The 17007-nt window shown below is 71.8% G+C and carries 15 protein-coding genes; 9 read left to right on the forward strand and 6 right to left on the reverse strand.

Translation table 11 applies throughout. From position 1 onward, the window contains the following. The first annotated feature begins 29 nt into the window (after positions 1-29). Positions 30-767, forward strand: coding sequence for a glycosyltransferase (locus ACVCAG_RS20370; RefSeq protein WP_440081392.1), 738 nt, complete (start codon positions 30-32; stop codon positions 765-767). A gap of 179 nt (positions 768-946) precedes the next feature. Here ACVCAG_RS20370 and ACVCAG_RS20375 read toward each other — a convergent pair whose 3' ends face one another. From ACVCAG_RS20375 to ACVCAG_RS20385, 3 genes are all read right to left on the reverse strand, one after another. After that, positions 947-1843 (reverse strand): hypothetical protein, encoded by an 897-nt coding sequence (locus tag ACVCAG_RS20375; RefSeq protein WP_440081393.1) that lies wholly within the window; start codon positions 1841-1843, stop codon positions 947-949. A 259-nt stretch (positions 1844-2102) separates the two neighbouring features. Next, on the reverse strand, positions 2103-2468 hold the full coding sequence (locus ACVCAG_RS20380; RefSeq protein WP_440081394.1) for an anti-sigma factor antagonist: 366 nt from the start codon (positions 2466-2468) through the stop codon (positions 2103-2105). 87 nt (positions 2469-2555) lie between these two features. Further along, positions 2556-2930 (reverse strand): anti-sigma factor antagonist, encoded by a 375-nt coding sequence (locus ACVCAG_RS20385; protein ID WP_440081395.1) that lies wholly within the window; start codon positions 2928-2930, stop codon positions 2556-2558. A gap of 98 nt (positions 2931-3028) precedes the next feature. Between ACVCAG_RS20385 and ACVCAG_RS20390 the strand changes: the two genes are divergently transcribed. Then, positions 3029-4324, forward strand: coding sequence for a hypothetical protein (locus ACVCAG_RS20390; RefSeq protein ID WP_440081396.1), 1296 nt, complete (start codon positions 3029-3031; stop codon positions 4322-4324). A 414-nt stretch (positions 4325-4738) separates the two neighbouring features. On the opposite strand, the gene ACVCAG_RS20395 is transcribed toward ACVCAG_RS20390, so the two are convergent. Further along, positions 4739-6079 (reverse strand): amino acid permease, encoded by a 1341-nt coding sequence (locus ACVCAG_RS20395; RefSeq protein ID WP_440081397.1) that lies wholly within the window; start codon positions 6077-6079, stop codon positions 4739-4741. A gap of 133 nt (positions 6080-6212) precedes the next feature. On the opposite strand from ACVCAG_RS20395, the gene ACVCAG_RS20400 reads away from it, so the two are divergent. Further along, positions 6213-6611: a hypothetical protein gene (locus tag ACVCAG_RS20400; RefSeq protein ID WP_440081398.1), complete on the forward strand. Its 399-nt coding sequence runs from the start codon at positions 6213-6215 to the stop codon at positions 6609-6611. Positions 6612-6914: 303 nt separating this feature from the next. On the opposite strand, the gene ACVCAG_RS20405 is transcribed toward ACVCAG_RS20400, so the two are convergent. Further along, complete coding sequence (locus ACVCAG_RS20405; RefSeq protein WP_440081399.1) at positions 6915-8099, reverse strand: glycosyltransferase; 1185 nt, start codon at positions 8097-8099, stop codon at positions 6915-6917. A gap of 102 nt (positions 8100-8201) precedes the next feature. Here ACVCAG_RS20405 and ACVCAG_RS20410 point away from each other — a divergent pair, with 102 nt between their 5' ends. Genes ACVCAG_RS20410 through ACVCAG_RS20420 form a run of 3 tightly spaced genes read left to right on the forward strand, consistent with a single transcriptional unit; the run spans position 8202 to position 13534 of the window. Next, positions 8202-8993: a PIG-L family deacetylase gene (locus ACVCAG_RS20410; protein ID WP_440081400.1), complete on the forward strand. Its 792-nt coding sequence runs from the start codon at positions 8202-8204 to the stop codon at positions 8991-8993. 54 nt (positions 8994-9047) lie between these two features. Then, positions 9048-10109, forward strand: a complete 1062-nt coding sequence (locus ACVCAG_RS20415; protein ID WP_440081401.1) for a lysylphosphatidylglycerol synthase domain-containing protein — start codon at positions 9048-9050, stop codon at positions 10107-10109. A gap of 53 nt (positions 10110-10162) precedes the next feature. Then, a complete protein-coding gene (locus ACVCAG_RS20420) occupies positions 10163-13534 on the forward strand; it encodes a BTAD domain-containing putative transcriptional regulator (protein WP_440081402.1) in 3372 nt (1123 codons plus the stop codon). Positions 13535-13673: 139 nt separating this feature from the next. On the opposite strand, the gene ACVCAG_RS20425 is transcribed toward ACVCAG_RS20420, so the two are convergent. Further along, a complete protein-coding gene (locus ACVCAG_RS20425) occupies positions 13674-14255 on the reverse strand; it encodes a hypothetical protein (protein WP_440081403.1) in 582 nt (193 codons plus the stop codon). Between the two features lie 160 nt (positions 14256-14415). Here ACVCAG_RS20425 and ACVCAG_RS20430 point away from each other — a divergent pair, with 160 nt between their 5' ends. From ACVCAG_RS20430 to ACVCAG_RS20440, 3 genes are all read left to right on the forward strand, one after another. Then, the gene (locus ACVCAG_RS20430) at positions 14416-14958 is read left to right on the forward strand and encodes a VTT domain-containing protein (RefSeq protein WP_440081404.1); all 543 of its coding nucleotides are present in this window, start codon (positions 14416-14418) and stop codon (positions 14956-14958) included. A gap of 216 nt (positions 14959-15174) precedes the next feature. Next, positions 15175-16200: a serine hydrolase gene (locus ACVCAG_RS20435; RefSeq protein ID WP_440081405.1), complete on the forward strand. Its 1026-nt coding sequence runs from the start codon at positions 15175-15177 to the stop codon at positions 16198-16200. A 127-nt stretch (positions 16201-16327) separates the two neighbouring features. Next, positions 16328-16975: an FCD domain-containing protein gene (locus ACVCAG_RS20440; RefSeq protein WP_440081406.1), complete on the forward strand. Its 648-nt coding sequence runs from the start codon at positions 16328-16330 to the stop codon at positions 16973-16975. Positions 16976-17007: the final 32 nt, after the last annotated feature.

The raw sequence follows: 17007 nt of genomic DNA on the forward strand, positions 1-17007 counted from the left end.
CTGCAGGCGGTTCGGTAGACCTTGTGACCATGAACAGCGCCCCCTTTGCCTTCAGTGTCAGCGTGGTCGTCCCCGCCATGAACGAGGCCGAGAACCTCCCCCACGTCTTCGCGACCCTGCCGTCCTGGATCGACGAGGTGATCCTGGTCGACGGCAACTCCACCGACGACACGGTGGCCGTGGCCAAGGCCCTCCGTCCGGGACTGCGCGTCGTCAGCCAGACCCGCAAGGGAAAGGGCAACGCTCTCACCGAGGGTTTCGCCGCGGCGACCGGTGACATCATCGTCATGATCGACGCCGACGGGTCCACCGACGGCCGGGAGATCCACGCCTTCGTGACCGCGCTGGTCGAGGGCGCCGACTTCGCCAAGGGCTCCCGTTGCGCCCCCGGCGGAGGCTCGGACGACATCAGCCCGATCCGCTCGCTCGGCAACACGGTGCTGACCAAGATGACCAACCGGCTGTACGGCACCCGCTACACCGACCTGTGCTACGGCTACAACGCCTTCTGGGCCCGCCACCTCGACGCTCTCGACCTCGACTGCGACGGCTTCGAGATCGAGACCCTCATGAACATCCGCGCCGCCCAGGCCGGTCTCGTCATCCGCGAGGTCCCCAGCCACGAGCGCAGCCGCATCCACGGCGCCAGCAACCTGCACGCCGTCCGTGACGGTCTGCGGGTGCTCCGCACCATCCTCCGCGAGCGCGAGGGACGCGTCGGCGGCATCCGGCTGCGGCAGGAGCACGCCACCCACGCCACCGCCTGACCCGCGGGGAGCTCCCACGGAGATCGGGCGGACACCGGCGCACGCCGGTCCGCGCCGTCGGTGTCGCCGTGGGGTACCGGCGCCGGCGTCACCCCGCCCGCACGACGATGATCGGCTCCCCGGTCTCGTCCCCTTCGAAGTACATGATCCATATGTCGCCGGAGGCGACGTCATGGTGATCACATGGGTTCGTGACGGGTTTCGCCGTGACGGTGTACCAGGCGAACGCCTCGTTTGCCGTAGGCCTCCCCGGCCGCCTCGAGCATCGGGCGCGCCCCGTCCTCGGGTGCCCAGCAAACGGGCATCCGGCCAACGCCTGCGCTCGACGGATACACGTAGGCCACCCCGACCGTTTCCGCGGGTTCCCCGGATTTCTCGCAGATCGAGTGACTCGACGTCTGCCAGGCGCCACCACCCGTACAGGGTGTGGGCCCGTCTACGTCAAGCCCCTGCGTGCCACCGCAGTCCCTGAGGGAACCACGCCATATGGAGTCACATGTCGCGGTCTGCCGGAAGATGCCGTCCTTGAGATCCCGCAGACAGTTCGTTCTCATGGTGAGACCGAAGGCGCACTCGTTCGGGGAAAGATCCTCGTCCACGCACACGAGATACCTGTCGAGAAGGCCGGAGCAGCCGACCCTCAGCGTGTGACACGAACCGAGAACCTCGATGTACGTCGAGCAGAACGGGTCGTCGCCCCGCCTGTCGTCGCGACACTCGTAGTAGGCGTCCCGTGCCTTCACGCAGTCGAATCCACCGGCCGGGTCGAAGGTGAACGGACAGCGCGCGAACTCTCTCTCACCCGCGGCGCACACCTCGTCGGACCGGACGGGAGTTCCCGTCCGGCACGACAGATAGGACTCGAACGACGCGGCACAGGCCTTTCCGTCGTTGAAAACAGCCCGTTCTCCGAACCTGCATCCCACCTGGACGATCAACGCTTGCCGGCACAGCGTGGCGGAGGTCACAGAGGTCTTCGCCGGATGGCGCTTCACGCAGGTGTCGTATCCCGGGACCTTCGACCGGCAGTCCACCCCTCTCGGCCCGTCGCCCTTCGGGCAGACCTCTTCGGCCACGGCACCTGTGTCCGGGTCGTTCAGGGAATGCCATGACGGCTGCGCCCGCGGGACCGTCGGAGGCGTCGCGGCCGTGGAGCAACCGGCCAGGACGACAAGGGCCATGAGTGCCACCAGCACACCCCGGATCCGCGACCTCGTGACCATGCACCCTCTCGGCCGGCCCGTGCCCGGCGCCGGCACGCAGACACGGGACGACTCTGCCGGACCGTCCCACCGAGATCAAGAGGCGCCGTCGCACCCCGTACGCGCCGGAGCCTCAGGCGACCTCGAGCGCGTCGGCCACGGAGGGGAACACCTCGAACACCTGGATCAGGCCGGCGAGGTGGAGCCGCCTGGCCAGGTTGCCCTGAACGCCGGTGAGAATGACCCGCACCCCCCTGTTCAGGCCCTGGTGGCGCACCTGGAGCAGCTCGCCGATCCCGGAGGAGTCACAGAAGGTCAGGGCGGACAGGTCGAGGATCAGCATCGGCGAGGGCAGGGAGTCCCATGCCCTCCCCATCTCCTCGCGCAGCACGGACGTGTGGTAATGATCAAGCTCTCCACTCGCCCGTACGACGAGCGTCGTACCGTGCAGTCCGGATGTGGCGGTAAAGACCGTCTCCGGCTCATCTCCCATGAACATGACCAACCCTCTGACCGACCCTTTGCCCAAGCAACAGTAACTGTCCCATACGGTACGGATCGCCCTGGTGCGGAGAGGCCCGGCCGTTCACGTCGTCTCGGGAAACGCCTCCACCGCCTCTTCGACCGTGCGCCGGGTGTCGAACAGCTCCGCCACCCCCAGACGGCTCAGCCGTTGCCTCATCACGGTGGAGGGGCCGACGAGGACGAGGGAGCCCGCGACCCTGCGGACGCGGGTGAGGGCGTACATGAGCACGCCGTATCCGGTGGAGTCGCAGAAGGTGACCTCGGTGAGGTCGATCACCAGGCGCGGGTGGTCCATCGCACCCAACGCGGCGTCGGCCTGCTCCTTCAGCAGCGGGGAGGACCCGTAGTCCAGTGCCCCCACCGCGTGCAGGGCGGTGAAATGGCTGTGCTTGTCGGCTCGGACGCGGAATCTCTCGTCCCTCTCAGCCTTCGACATCGGCATCCTCTCCCGCCTAAGTCCCCGGTGCCCCAGCCAGGCGGTTCTAATCATCGCGGGCACGGCCGGACGACGAAGGCATGCGGAACAATGGTGGCATGCTGAAAGCGCGCCCGGTGGCGGTACTGGTCGTCGGAACGCTCCTGACCGCCGCGTGCGGCGCGGCCCCGGCGGCGCCCACCGCGACGCCGGCGCCGGGCGGTACGGCCTCGCGGACCCCAGCCTCCCCCGGCTCCACCTCCCCGGGCCTCACGCCGCGGGACCCCTCGGCGAGTCCGGTGGCGACCGGGGCGGTCGCCGCGTCCGCCGAGTGGACGGCCGTGGGGGGCGCGAAGCTGTCGGGCGGCACGGCGCTGCTCGACGTGGCGGCGACCGGGCCCCGCGACGCCTGGGCCGTGGGATACCAGGACAGCGCCGAGGACAGGGAGGGCACGCCCGCCGTCCTCCGCTGGAACGGGAACCGCTGGCGGGAGATGCCCCTGGGCGAGGAGGCCGGAGCCCACCACCTGGAGGGGGTCGGCGCGGCCGGGCCCGACGACGTGTGGGTGGTGGGCAACGGCCCGAGCGCGCTCGCCGCGCACTGGAACGGGCGGGCGTGGGCTCCGCACCGGCCCTTCGGGGTGGCCGAGGACTACCGGCTGTCGGACGTCACGGCGAGCGGCGGCGACGCGTGGTTCACCGCGAACGGCCCCTCCGGCGCGGTCGTCCTGGAGTGGGCGGGCGGCGAGTTCCGCAACGCGCTGAGCACCGGGGGCACCTTCGAGGCGATCACCTCCGGGGCGGGGCACGTCTGGGCGGTGGGAACGAGCGAGACCCGGACCCCGCTGGTCTGGCACGGCACGGCCGGATCGTGGGAGAGCCTGGAGACGCCTCCGATCCCCGGCGGCCGGCTCAGCCAGGTCTGGCAGGTCTCGCCGTCGGAGGTGTGGGCGGTCGGGCAGGTCTCCGCCGCCCCGGCGGCCCGGCCGGGGACGCGACCGGAGGACGGGACCGGACCGAGCGCCCAGGCGGAGACGCCGCCGGACGCCCGGGCGGGCGGCGAGGAGACGCGGCCGCTCGTCATGCGCTGGGACGGGACCCGCTGGACGCGGGTCGAGGTGCCGGTCTCCCGGGGGAGCCTGCACGGGGTCACCGCCTCCGGCCCCGGTGACCTGTGGATCAGCGGCGTCGACGCCGATCACGCCGGGCAGGTGCTCATCCTCCGCTTCGACGGCACCGTCTGGTCACGCGAGTACGGTCCGCTGTTCCGCACCTACACCACCACCCAGCAGTACGACGAGACCGACGACGTCGGCGGCACCGGCCTGACCCGGGTGCCGGGCACCGGCACGCTGTGGGCGGTGGGCTCGGTCGGCGTGGGCGACGACGAGAAGGCCTTCGTGCTCCGCCGCTGATACTCGCCGCTGATCTCGTCTCCGAGGTCGCGGCCCGGCCGCCTCGCGCGGCGCCGAGGTCGCGGACTTGGAACACACGGTGTCACTGCCGGAAACATGAGCCGCTTACTGTGCGGACATGGCGGGCTATTACTCCCAAACGCTACGACAAGGCCCTCGACGACACGACCGGGACGCCGGAGGGCAGACCTCCGCCCTGGACACCACCCGGATCCGCGCGCTCACACGACCCCTAGAACCCCTGACCCCACCCCAGACCTGCGCGCGCTTGGTAAAAAATCCGTGAAAAAGTCGGTCAGGTGACGTAGTCTCTCTCAAACTCCAACAAAGAGGGAGTATCACATGAAAAAGGTTCTTATCCTCCAAAAGCCCCGGCCGCCCCGGAAACCCGTCGCCCTGGACCTCCGTACGCCCTCAGGACGAGCGCTGCCCTTCTGAGAGGAACAGCCGGTTGACGAACCAGAGGGCCACTCCGATCACGAGCAGCACTCCCGCGCGGACGTAGACGTCCACGCCCCTGCCGGTGATCGGAAGCACCAGGACGAAACAGACCACCGCCCCCAGGACCGGCATCCAGCTCGGCGCCCGGAAGTGATCGTGGTCCACCCGGTCCTTGCGGAGAACCAGCACGGCCACGTTGACCAGCGTGAAGACGCACAACAACAACAGCACCGTGGTGTCGGCCAGGCCGCCCACGTCGCCGGTGGCGACCAGCACCGCCGCGACACCCACGGTGAAGACGATGGCCACCCACGGGGTGGACCTCGTCGGATGGACCGCCGCGAAGACCCCCGGCACGATCCCCTCACGCGCCATGCCGTAGACCAGGCGCGAGGCCATGAGCATGTTGATCAGCGCGGTGTTGCCCACCGCGAGCAGCGCGATCAGGGCGAACAACTTGGGCGGGAACGCCAGCCCGGCGACCTTGACGACCTCGAGCAGCGGGCCTGACGAGTCCGTCAGCGTCTTGGTGTCGACCAGCATGGTCGCCGTGAACGCGACCCCCATGTAGATGATCGCCGCGATGGTCAGGCCGCCGAAGAGCGCGCGGGGGAAGTCTCGCTGCGGCTCCTTGGCCTCCTCGGCGAGGTTGACCGAGTCCTCGAAGCCGAGCAGGGCGTAGAAGGCGAGGGCCGTACCTCCCAGGACGCCGAGGAAGGCGCCGTTGGCCGGGTGGAACTCCAGGGCCCGCGCCGGGTCGCCGTCACCGGACACCAGGGCGAAGATCCCGATCGCGATGATGACCAGCAGGCCGAACGCCTCGATGATCGTCAGCACCACGTTGACCTTGATGGACTCGGAGATCCCGGCGAAGTTCACCAGCGTGATCAGGCCGAGGAAGATGAACGCGCCGACGACGACCGGCAGCGTGACGAACTCCTCCAGATAGTCGCCGCCGAAGGCCCGCGCGGCCGCACTCGCCGAGGTGATCCCGCTCATCAGCACCGCGAACGCCACGATAAAAGTGACAAAGGGAATATTGAACGCTTTATTGGCATAAAGCGCAGCACCGGCTGCTTGAGGATATTTGCCGACAAGTTCGGCATAGGCGGTCGCCGTCAGCGCGGCCAGCACGAAAGCCACGAGGAAGGGCACCCACAGCGCCCCGCCGACGTGTCCGGCGACCTTCCCGACCAGGGCGTAGATGCCCGCGCCGAGGATGTCGCCCACCACGAACAGAAGGAGGACCCTGCGCCCGATGACCCGCTTGAGCGAGTGCTGACCGGAACCGGGATCGACGATCGCCTCAGCCATGCCTCGCCCTTACCCACCGCGGGGGCGAAATCACGTCAGGTCACACGAGTCACTGTTGTAAGTGCCATGAAAGTGATCCGCAAGGAACCCTGCCTACAGTTCCAACTGTCACGAAATGCAATGAAAGGCAGAAATGTTCCGCGCCCTCTCTTCCCGCCGTCTCGCCGTCGCCGCCGCCGCGGGAATCGCTCTCATATCGATGACCGCCGCCTGTGGCGCGTCGTCCGCCAACAGCGCGGTCTGCACCGAGGCCGCGTGGTCGAAGCCCTTCGCGGACTTCACCACCGCCGCCGCGGCGAGCGCCGGTGACCTCAACAAGTACAACGACGCCACCGCCAAGCTCGCCGCCGACCTCAAGGCGCTGGCAGGCACGGCCGACGGCGAGGTGGCCACCGCCCTCAACGACCTCGCCACGTCCTTCGAGTCGGTCAAGATCGACCCGAACGACCCGGCCGCGGCCGCCACGGCCGCGGGATCGCTGGCGACGAAGGCCCAGGAGGCGAGCACCAAGCTCGCCGCGGCCTGCTCCTAGGCGCTCGCTCCTGGACGAACCCGTCCACCGGACTCGTGCCCCCTGGTGACAGGAGGCACTCCGGGTACGGCCGCCGCCCCGCCTGCGGGGGGCAGTGCGGTGCGGCGGCCGTACCGACCATCTCCATCGGGTTCCATCGGGTTCCATCGGGTTCCATCGAGGCCCCTGCCGCCGCGCGGCAGGGGCCTCGCACGTTTCCCCGCCTCAGCCCCGCCTCACCCGGCCCACCCGGCCCACCCAGCCCGCCCGGCTCCGCCCCGGCCCACGCGACCGCCGGACCTCGCCCGCGCGAGGCGGGGCACGTCAGGTCCTGGCGGCGCGGGCCTGCTCGTAGCAGCGCTCGAAGCCCTCGAGCACCGCGGGCCAGGAGCTGCGGGCGGGTTCGGTCTCCCGGTTGTTCGCCGCGATCGACTCGCGCAGCTCGCGGTCGCGGACCAGCCTGGCCACTGACGCGACCAGGTCGTCGAAGCTCCTCCCGAGCAGCCCTTCCTTGCCGGGCCGCACGAAGTCGGCCACCCCGCTCTGCGCGCGTGCCACCACCGGCACCCCCGCGGCCCTGGCCTCCAGCGCCGCCAGCCCGAAGGACTCGCGGGGCGCTGGGGCGACGAACACGTCCGTCGAGGCGAGCAGCTCCCGGATCTGGTCGCGGCTGTAGCGGCCGGGGAGCGAGACCCAGCCGGTCATGCCGTTGGCCCTCAGATAGCGCTCCATCTGCGACCGGGCCGGACCGTCCCCGACGACGGTCGCCCGCATCGGCGTCTCCCCCGGCACCTGGGCACGGGCCTCCCGCAGGAGCTTCAGCAACCGGACCGGCTGCTTGCGGGGCGCGAGCCGCCCCACCGCGACGACGTGCACCGGCTCGGGCCGTACCGGACCGCCCTCCGGCTCGGGCGGCGAGGGATCCCCGCCCGGCCCGGGGCGTACGTGATCGGCCGGAGACGGCGCAGGAGACGCGGGAAGGGGCGCGGAGCGCCAGCCGGAGACGTCCAGGCCGTTGGAGACCACGTGCACCGGCACGCCGGCCCCGGCCACCGCGCGGATCGGCAGCGCGGCGGCCTCGCTCACCGCGGTGCCCACCAGCCCCCAGCGGTGCCACCCGAACAGCAGCCGCAGTCCCCGGTAGACCGCCCGCGTGACCGGGTCCCACATGCTGTGCACGGTGACGACCACGGGCAGGCCCGCGCGGGTCGCCGCCCGCACGCCCATCCAGGCGAACGGCGAGACCGCGCCCGTGTGCACGTGCACCACGTCGGGGCGCCGCGCTCTCACCAGACGGAGCAGGTGTCCCGTCCCGAACGGATGGACCGGCAGGTCGAAGGGTAGTCTCGCGACGATCCTGTGCACCCCGGGAAGGCTCTCCCCCGGGGTGGCGGTCGCCACCTCGACCTGGTGACCCGCCTCCCGCTGCATCCGGATCAGATCGGCGACCTGCACCTCGATCCCGCCGAGACGCGGCAGATAACAGTCACTGATGTGGAGGATCCTCACCGTGCCAGCGTAGACCCGCGTGAGATCATGCCTGCGTGCCCCGCGTGGGCGCGTCCGAGTCGCGCGAACGGAGTGAGCCTGATCAGCAGTGTCAAGACAGCAGTGTTCTTTCATGCCCATCCCGACGACGAGGCCCTGCTCACCGCGGGCACCATGGCGATGCTCGCCGCCGAGGGCCACCGGGTGGTGCTCGTCGTGGCGACCTCGGGAGAGCGGGGCCAGGCCGACCTCGAACCCGGTGAGGCGCTGGGCGCCGCCCGCATGGCCGAGCTGTACAAATCGGCGGCGGCACTCGGCTGCGCCCGCGTGGTGAACCTCGGCTACGGCGACTCCGGGCTCGCGCCCGGCGGCGGGGTCGCCGACGACCGGCCCGACGACGCCTTCATCGACGCCGACGCCGAGGAGGCCGCCCGGCGGCTGGCCGCCATCCTCACCGAGGAGAAGGCCGACCTGCTGACGACCTACGACCCGGCGGGCGGCTACGGCCATCCCGACCACGTCCAGGTGCACCGGGTCGGCGGCCGGGCGGCCGAGATCGCGAGGACCCCGATCGTGCTGGAGGCCACCGTCAACCGCGATCCCCTGCTGCGGGGGCTGCGGCTCGCCAGGAGGTTCTACCCGCAGCTCGACATCCGGGCCTTCGAGCGGGCGTACTCCCCCGGCGAGGTGATCACCCACCGGGTCGCGGTGCGGCGCTTCGCCCGCCAGAAGCGGGCGAGCATGGCCGCCCACGCCTCCCAGGCCACCGGGGCCGACACCCGCACGCTCGGGGTCATGCTCAAGATCCCCCAGCCTCTGTACCGTCTCGTCTTCGGCACCGAGTGGTACGTCCGCAGGGACGCCCCTCTAGGCTCCCGGCTGAGGCACCCCTTCGAAGTTCCTCCGAAAGGATGAGGTGGGGACCGGCAGACTTGGCCGGGGGTGCCGGATGAAGAGCGGGCGTGTCACATGAAGAGCAGATTGCTCCAGGTCGGGCTGTCGGTCGTGTCGCTGGCACTCGCCGCCACGCTCGTGTTCTTCATGCCCCAGGTCGTGGCGGCCCTGACGGGCAAGCACGTCTCCTGGGCGCAGATCGGCGCGCAGTTCGCCGCGCTGGGGCCCCGGGAGGTCGCGCTGATGGCCGCCGTCTGGCTGCTCAGCCTCCTCGCCTACACCTTCGTGCTGACCGCCTCCCTTCCCGGGCTGACCCACCTGCAGGCCCTGACGCTGAACGCGAGCGGCAGCGCGGTGAGCAACCTGCTCCCCTTCGGCGGCGCGGCCGGGGTGGCGATGACGTTCGCGATGACCAGGGGGTGGGGTTTTCCCACCCGGCCGGTGGTGGTCTCCACGCTGACCACCGGCATCTGGAACACCCTGTTCCGCTTCCTGCTGCCCGCGGCGGGCATCGTGGCCCTGCTGTTCAGCGGGCAGCCGCTCAGCCCCTCGGTGACCAGGGCGGGCTGGGTCGGCGTGCTGTCCATCCTGGCGCTGGTCGCCGTGGTGACCGTCGCCCTCTACTGGGACCGCGCCGCGAACGTGCTGGGCCGCGGCCTCGACGCCCTGACCCGGCTGCTGCCCGGCCGGATCCGTCCCGGCGAGCACGCCGCCTCCGGGGCGCTGGTCAGGCTGCGGGCCGACACCTCCGAGATCGTGCGGAGCCGCTGGGCCGGGCTGACGCTGGGCATGGTCTTCTTCCTCGGCTTCCAGTGGCTGATCCTCGTCGTCTGCCTGCACGCGACCGGCGCCTACCCCGGCCTGGCGCAGTCGATCGCCGCCTTCGCCCTGTCCAGGGTCTTGACCACCGCTTTGGTGACTCCCAGCGGTACCGGAATAATGGAGGCCGGAACCATCGGCGCGCTGGTCTTCTTCGGCGCTCCGCTGGACTCCGCCACCGCCGCCGCCCTGCTTTTCGGGTTCTGGACCTACACTGTCGAAATCCCCTTCGGCGGGCTGGCGCTGGGGGTGTGGACGTTCCTGCGCAGGCGCGAGAACGCCACTCCGGCCCCTGAAAAGGAGTCGATCAGCCGCTAGATTGGGAAATACCTTGTATGCGATTGGAAGGCCCACATAGCGTGGCGGCTGACATGGTGGCTTTCCGAGTTCTCGGCCCGGTCGAGGCGTATTCCGGTGAGGACGAGCTCGACCTGGGCGGGCTTCGTCAACGTGCGGTCCTGGCACGCCTGCTCGTCGCGCGCGGGCAGGTCGTTCCCGTCGACTCCCTGCTGTACGACCTGTGGGACGACGACGCGGCCAAGGGTGCCCAATCGGGTCTTCAGGTCTACATCTCCCGGCTGCGCAGGGTGCTGGAGCCGGGCCGTCCGCGCGGGGGCCCCAACCGGCTGCTGGTGACCGTGGCCTCGGGCTACGCGCTGCGCGCCGCTCCCGACCAGGTCGACGCGCTCCGCTTCGAGACGCTGGTCCGTACCGCCGGAGAGCACCTGGAGGGCGACGACCCCGCCTCCGCGCGGGCCCGCCTGGAGAAGGCCCTGGGCCTGTGGCGCGGCACCCCGTACTCCGACTTCGCCGACCAGCCGTGGGCCGAGGCCGAGGTCAACCGGCTCACCGAGCTGCGCCTGGTGGCCCGCGAGCGGCACGCCGACAGCGGCCTGCGGATGGGTCTGCCCGCCGAGTCGGTGCCCGACCTGGAGGCGCTGACCACCGAGCACCCGCTCCGCGAGGAGGGCTGGCGGCTGCTCGCCCTGGGCCTGTACCGCTGCGGGCGGCAGGGCGACGCGCTGGCGGCGCTGCGCCGGGCGCGCACGATCCTCTCCGACGAGCTGGGCATCGACCCGGGCCCGGCGCTGCGCAAGCTGGAGTCCGACATCCTGTCCCAGGATCCCGGCCTGCAACTCGCCACCCCGCCGCCGGGCAGGCAGCGCCAGCAGGTGGCCGCGGAGACCTGGCCGCCCAGGCCCACGGTGGCCCAGGTGGAGCTTCCCCCGCTGGAGCCGGAGCCGTTCGTCGGCCGCGACGCCGAGCTCGGCAGGCTGACCACCGCCGCGGCCAGGACCGGCCGGTTCACCGTCGCGATCATCAGCGGCGATGCGGGCGCGGGCAAGACCACCCTGGTCCGCCAGCTCATCAGGCGGCTGTCCGACGACGGATGGGGCATCTCCTCGGGCGCCTGTCCCGACAGCAGCGCCACGCCTCCCGGCTGGGCGTGGGTGGAGATCCTGCGCACCCTGGTGAACGCGGCCGGGCCCGGCGAGTACGCCTCGCTGCTGGCGCCGCTCCTCGACGACGCGGCCCCCGAGCCCGACGACGACCAGGCCTCCGGCGGGTTCCGGCTGCACCGGGCGGTGGGCGGCTACCTCGCCGCCGTCGCCAAGGAGACGCCGATCCTGCTCACCCTGGAGGACCTGCACTGGGCCGACGACCAGACGCTGGCGCTGCTGCGCGCGCTGCCGAGCCTCCTCGCCACCAGCCGGGTGCTGCTGGTGGTGACCTGCCGCGACAGCGAGCTGAGCGACCAGCAGGCCGACGTGCTGGCCGCGCTGGCCAGGCTCGGTCCCGTCCGGGTCGGCCTCACCGGACTCGACACCAAGGCGGTGGCCGAGCTGGTCAGGGCGACCTGCGTGCGCGAGGTCGACGAGGACGCGGTCAACAGCATCGTCGAGCGCACCGGCGGCAACCCCTTCTTCGTCCGTGAGACGGTGCGCCTGCTCGACGCCGAGGCGGTGAGCGACCGCGCGACGGCCGCCGAGGTGATCTCCGGCGTGCCCTCCGGCGTCCGCGACGTGCTGCGCAGGCGGATCTCCCGGCTGCCCGCGACCGCCCAGCAGATCCTGCTGCAGGCCGCGGTGATCGGCCGGGACGTCGACGTGGACGTGCTGGTCGACGTCTCGGGCGACGAGGAGGCCGTGGTCGACGCGGTGGAGGCGGCGCTGCTCGCCGGTCTGGTCACCGAGCCGGGCCCCGGCATGCTGCGCTTCGACCACGACCTGGTCCGCGACACCCTGTACTCCGACGCCTCCCGGCTGCGCCGCTCCCGGCTGCACGCCGCGGTGGCCTCGGTGATCGAGCGCAGGAACCCCGGCGACGTGGCCGCGCTGGCCCACCACTACGACTCGGCGGGCACCAGCGAGACCGCCGGCAAGACGGTGCACTACGCCGGGCTCGCCGCCGAGCAGGCCGAGCGGCGCTTCGCCCACCGCGAGGCGGCCACCCTGTGGGAGCAGGCCATCGCCGCCTTCGACAGGTCGGGCATCACCCACACGCCCGACAGCACCAGGGATCGGCTGCTGCTGACCCTGCGGCTGATCAAGGCGCTGGCGCTCTGCGGCGACATGGCCGCGGCCCGCAGGCGGCGGCGTGAGGCGATGGACGCGGCGCTGCCGCTGGGCAACCTGGAACTCACCGCCCGGGTGGCCGCCTCGCTGGCGGTGCCGCACAAGGGCATGGCCCGCGACTTCACCCGCACCGCCTGGGAGATCGTCGACGTCGCCGAGCAGGCGCTGGTCGAGCTGCCCGCCGGTGAGCAGTCGCTGCGGGCGAGCCTGCTGGCCACGCTCGCGCTGGAGCTGGAGGGGTCGGCCACCCCCCGGGGCGAGCAGGCCTCGCTGGAGGCCGAGGAGCTGGCCCGCCGCTCCGGTGACCCCGCCCTGCTGGCGACCGCGCTGAGCGGGCGGCTGCGCCAGTCGTACGGGATCACCCCGGTGGGCGAGCGCGAGGTCATCGGCAGGGAACTGCTGGAGGTCGGCAAGGCGACCGGGCAGATCTCGGTGCAGGCGCTGGCCCACCTGGTGCTGATGGAGTGCGCGGCCGCCTCGGGCGCGTTCGCCGAGGCCGACGCGCACGTGGCCGCCGCCGAGCGGCTGGCCAGGCAGTACGGCCTGTCCGCGCCGGCCTCGGTGGTCGCCTGGTACGCCGGGCAGCGCCTGATGATCGCCGGTGACTTCGCCGGGGCGGAGCGCGCCTACCGCGAGGCCGCCCGGCTGACCGCCAAGGCCGGGATGCTGGAGGGCCGCCAGGACCTGCCGCTGATCACCACGTTCTGCCTGCACCTGGTGAACGGGCGGGCCGCCGAGATGGTCGAGCCGCTGGCCGAGGCGCACCAGCGCGGGGCCAAGTGGACCCTCGACGCCTACGCGGTGGCCCTCGCCTCGGCGGGCCACCACCGCGACGCCAGGGCCGTCATCGCGGTGAAGACGCCCGTGCGCCCCGACTTCCTCTACGAGCTGGCGATGATCTGGCGGGCCCTGGCGGGCATGCTGCTGGACGACCGGGAGCGGATGATCGAGGCGTACGACACGCTGAAGCCGTTCGCCGACCGGATCGCGGGCGCCGGAACCGGGGTGGTGGCGCTATGGCCGGTCGCCCTGACCCTGGGCGATCTGGCGCTGCGGCTGGGCTTCACCGACGCGGTGAAGCCGCACTACGAGAACGCCCTCGCGGTGGCCGAGCGGGTCGGCGTGGGCCGCTGGGTGGAGGCGGCACAGCGCTCCCTCGGCGGCTGACGCCTCCCGGGCCGGCGCCTCCCCTGGCCGGCCTCTCCTGGGGCGGCGTTTCCCTGGGTCGGCTCCTCCCGGGGTCGGCGCTTCCCGCGGGGGCGTTTCCCAGGGGCAGACGCCAGGGAAGAGGCGCGGAGCGGGCGGATCAGCAGCTGACGAGGAACTTCTTGCTGCGCAGCGGGGCGTCGCCGGAGACCGACAGCACGACGCGGTACCAGCCGGGGTTGTTGACGATCCTGGGCTGCCACTCGACGGTCTGGCTCTCGCCACCGAAGCCGGACCCGGTGCCCAGGTAGGTCTGCCAGCGGCGGGTGCCCGGGCTCCAGCGCTCCAGGCGCCAGCCGTAGGAGACGGTGGCCCGGGGGTCGTCGTTGCCGACGACGCTCCGAACCTGGTACAGCCTGTCGCAGGGACCGAGCGCGTCGAGCACGCTGACGGTGACCGTGCCGGGGGCCGTGACCGTGCCCGCGGCGGGAACCTCGCTCGTGGCGGAGACCCGCTCCGTGGCGGCCGGGACCCGCTCCGTGGCCGGCATCGACCGCGATGACAGCTCCACCGTCCGCACCGGCGCCTGCGCCGCCGCGCCGGCCGGGATCCGGGCCTGGGTGCCGTGGGTGGCCTCCACCCCCAGGTAGGCTCCGGCAAAGGCGAGGGTGGCGACGAGCAGCTTGACGGCACTCGCGGTTCCACTCGCCACCATCGGCGCCACACTGCTACGCGGACTCATGACAGACACCTTCCTTCGTTACATCCCAGGTGTACGCCACGGCTCTTGCTCCGGAGTTGACGTCCGCTTGCAGCCGGGTCGCCGGGAAGGGCACCGGTCCGCCGGTTCAGGTAAGCCCGCCCTAATATCGAGGTAGGCAGGTGGAACGACCGTGGTGGTGATGTTCAGAGTGCGACCTGTTGTGGCGGGCATCCCCGACCCGGCCTCCGCGTCCTTCCTGGGCATGCCCCTGTGGCTCTGGGTGATCGTCGGCGGCGTGGCCCTGTTCGGCGCGTTCCAGGCCTACTACTGGATCGGCCACGTCGTGGGCTCCAGGCTCTACACCTCGCGCCTGGGTGCCAAGATCGGCCAGGAGAACATCACCCGGGTCGAGAACGTCGTCAGGAAGTGGGGCGCGCTCGCCGTCTACGCCTGCTTCTGGGTGCCGGGGCTGCGCCACACGCTGCCCTGGGTGGCCGGGGTGCTGCGGATCTCCTACCCCTGGTACGTCGTGGCCAGCGCGCTCGGCTGCCTGACCTGGGTGCCGGTGACCTCCTTCGGCCTGTACTCGGTGATCTGGGGCTGGCTGGGGCTGGCCGCGCGGTCGCCGCTCCTGGCGGGCCTGGCCGCGCTGGTGGCGGTCGCGGTGGTCGTCGGGTTCGTCCGCTGGCGCCGCCACCGGGCCGCCCGCCGCGAGGCGGAGAGACTGGCCACCGCGGCCTGAGCCGCGGGTCGTGACGGTCGCGCGAATCCGGGCACCGGGCGAGACACCGGCCGGGATCGTACGGCGGCCCCGCGTGTCGCGCGAACCCGGATGTGCCGGGTGAGATCGTTCCCGTGATCGTCCCTTCACGTCCGCACACGGCACCGATGTCAACTTTTCCATAGCCAAACCGCCAACTTCCGCATATCAACGGTGGCCTCTGTCAGCATGGCTCGCATGCATCACGGGGGAACACGCCTCATAGCCCGCGCCGCGCTGGTCACCGCGGTCACCCTGGCCACCGTGTCTCCGGTGCCCGCTCTGGCCTCGCCGTCCTCGGCACCCGCGCCGCCCGGCAGGTCTCCGGCGCACGTCCAGAGCACCGGGGCCATGGCGTCCGCCCTGGTCACCGCGCCGTCCGCGCCCCGCGCGTCCGTCCTCACCACCGCGTCCGGCGCGCTCACCCTCATCTCCGCGCCCGCGGCGGAGCGGCGCGCCGTGCCCTCGGTGCCGGGACGGGCCGCGTACCTGTACGACGCGGGCACGGGAACGGTCCACCTGAGCAGGCAGGCGGGGAAGCGGATGCCGGTGGCCAGCCTGACCAAGGTCATGACGGCGTACGTCGTCCTCAGGGAGGCGAAGCCGGACGACACCGTCACGATCCAGGCGGCGGACGTGCGGCACGCGGCGGCGAACGGCGCGACCCACGCCTCCCTGCGCGCCGGGGAGCGGCTCACCGTCAGGGACCTGCTCTACGCGGTCATGCTCCCCTCGGGGGCGGACGCCTCCCACGCCCTGGCCCGCGTCTACGGTCCCGGCAACGCGAGGTTCGTGGCGAAGATGAACGCCACGGCCCGCTCGATGGGGCTGGTCGACACCCGTTACGCCAACGCCGACGGCCTGCCGAAGCCGGCTCCCGGCCACTCCACCGCGCTGGACCAGGCGAAGCTGGCCGACCTCGCGCTGCGCGACCCGCTGCTGCGGATCATCGCGTCCACCAGGCGCCACGTCGTGGCGAAGTCCAAGGTGCACCGGGCGCACTCCTGGACCAACTCCAACAAGCTGCTCGGCAAGACACCCGGGGTCATGGGCCTGAAGACCGGTTACACCAGCGCCGCCGGATACTGCCTGTCCTTCGCCGCCGACCGCGACGGCCACCGGCTCGTGGGCGTCATCCTCGGCGAGTCCAACGCCGACCGGCGCTTCCAGAGCGCGACGCGGCTCCTCGACTGGGCGAGCGAGCAGACCCCGCCGGACCTCTGAGAACGGCGGAAGGGGCGCGCTCCCGGCGAGCGCGCGGGCCGTCCCCCGGCCGCGCCGCCATCCCGCGCGCGGAAATCCTGCCGAACTCTGAGAGAGTTTGTTCCACACGTCGAGAGGAGATGGACGGGTGGAACCCGATGGGGAGCTGAAACACCCCAGCCTGGTCGAGCTTTCGATGCGGCGGCTCCGTCACGAGATCCTCTCCGGTGCCCTCGCGCCGGGCGAGCGGCTGATCGAGGAGCAGCTCACCCAGAGGTTCGGCATCAGCCGGGCGCCGCTGCGCGAGGCACTTCGGTCGCTCGGGCAGCAGGGGCTGGTGGAGCACCTGCCCCGGCGGGGAGCCCGCGTCACCGAGCTGACCGGGGACGACGTGGACGAGCTGTTCGGGCTGCGCGACGTGCTCGAACGCTACGCGGTCGAGACCGCGCTGCCGCTCTCCGGCGCCCACGGCATGACCGCGCTGGCCGAGGCGCTCGAGGGCATGGCGTCGGCGGTACGGCTGGACGACCCGTTCAGCGAGAACGAGGCGCATCGGCGCTTCCACGTCGCGCTCGTCGCGCTCGCGGGCCACCGCCAGCTGCTGATGGCGTACGAGCCCGTCATCCTGAAGCTGCAGCTCTACATGGCCGCGAACCTGCGCAGGGAGGCCGAGCAGCGGGCTCCGTCCGAGGGGGTGGAGCGGCACCGGCGGCTCTTCGAGGCCATCGCCTCCGGCGACCCGGCCACCGCGCTCGACGCCCTGTCCCGGCACGGGGCGCGCACCTACATCGGATGAACACCTCCGCCGAGGGGCGCGTCCCGGGCCCG

This window comes from Streptosporangium sp. G12 (assembly GCF_052983175.1).

Bases quoted from the DNA above. Each gene is read 5' to 3' on its own strand.
- ACVCAG_RS20370 (WP_440081392.1), top strand. From the start codon at position 30: ATGAACAGCGCCCCCTTTGCCTTCAGTGTCAGCGTGGTCGTCCCCGCC.
- ACVCAG_RS20380 (WP_440081394.1), bottom strand. From the start codon at position 2,468: ATGTTCATGGGAGATGAGCCGGAGACGGTCTTTACCGCCACATCCGGA.
- ACVCAG_RS20385 (WP_440081395.1), bottom strand. From the start codon at position 2,930: ATGTCGAAGGCTGAGAGGGACGAGAGATTCCGCGTCCGAGCCGACAAG.
- ACVCAG_RS20390 (WP_440081396.1), top strand. From the start codon at position 3,029: ATGCTGAAAGCGCGCCCGGTGGCGGTACTGGTCGTCGGAACGCTCCTG.
- ACVCAG_RS20395 (WP_440081397.1), bottom strand. From the start codon at position 6,079: ATGGCTGAGGCGATCGTCGATCCCGGTTCCGGTCAGCACTCGCTCAAG.
- ACVCAG_RS20400 (WP_440081398.1), top strand. From the start codon at position 6,213: ATGTTCCGCGCCCTCTCTTCCCGCCGTCTCGCCGTCGCCGCCGCCGCG.
- ACVCAG_RS20415 (WP_440081401.1), top strand. From the start codon at position 9,048: ATGAAGAGCAGATTGCTCCAGGTCGGGCTGTCGGTCGTGTCGCTGGCA.
- ACVCAG_RS20420 (WP_440081402.1), top strand. From the start codon at position 10,163: ATGGTGGCTTTCCGAGTTCTCGGCCCGGTCGAGGCGTATTCCGGTGAG.
- ACVCAG_RS20425 (WP_440081403.1), bottom strand. From the start codon at position 14,255: ATGAGTCCGCGTAGCAGTGTGGCGCCGATGGTGGCGAGTGGAACCGCG.
- ACVCAG_RS20430 (WP_440081404.1), top strand. From the start codon at position 14,416: ATGTTCAGAGTGCGACCTGTTGTGGCGGGCATCCCCGACCCGGCCTCC.
- ACVCAG_RS20435 (WP_440081405.1), top strand. From the start codon at position 15,175: ATGCATCACGGGGGAACACGCCTCATAGCCCGCGCCGCGCTGGTCACC.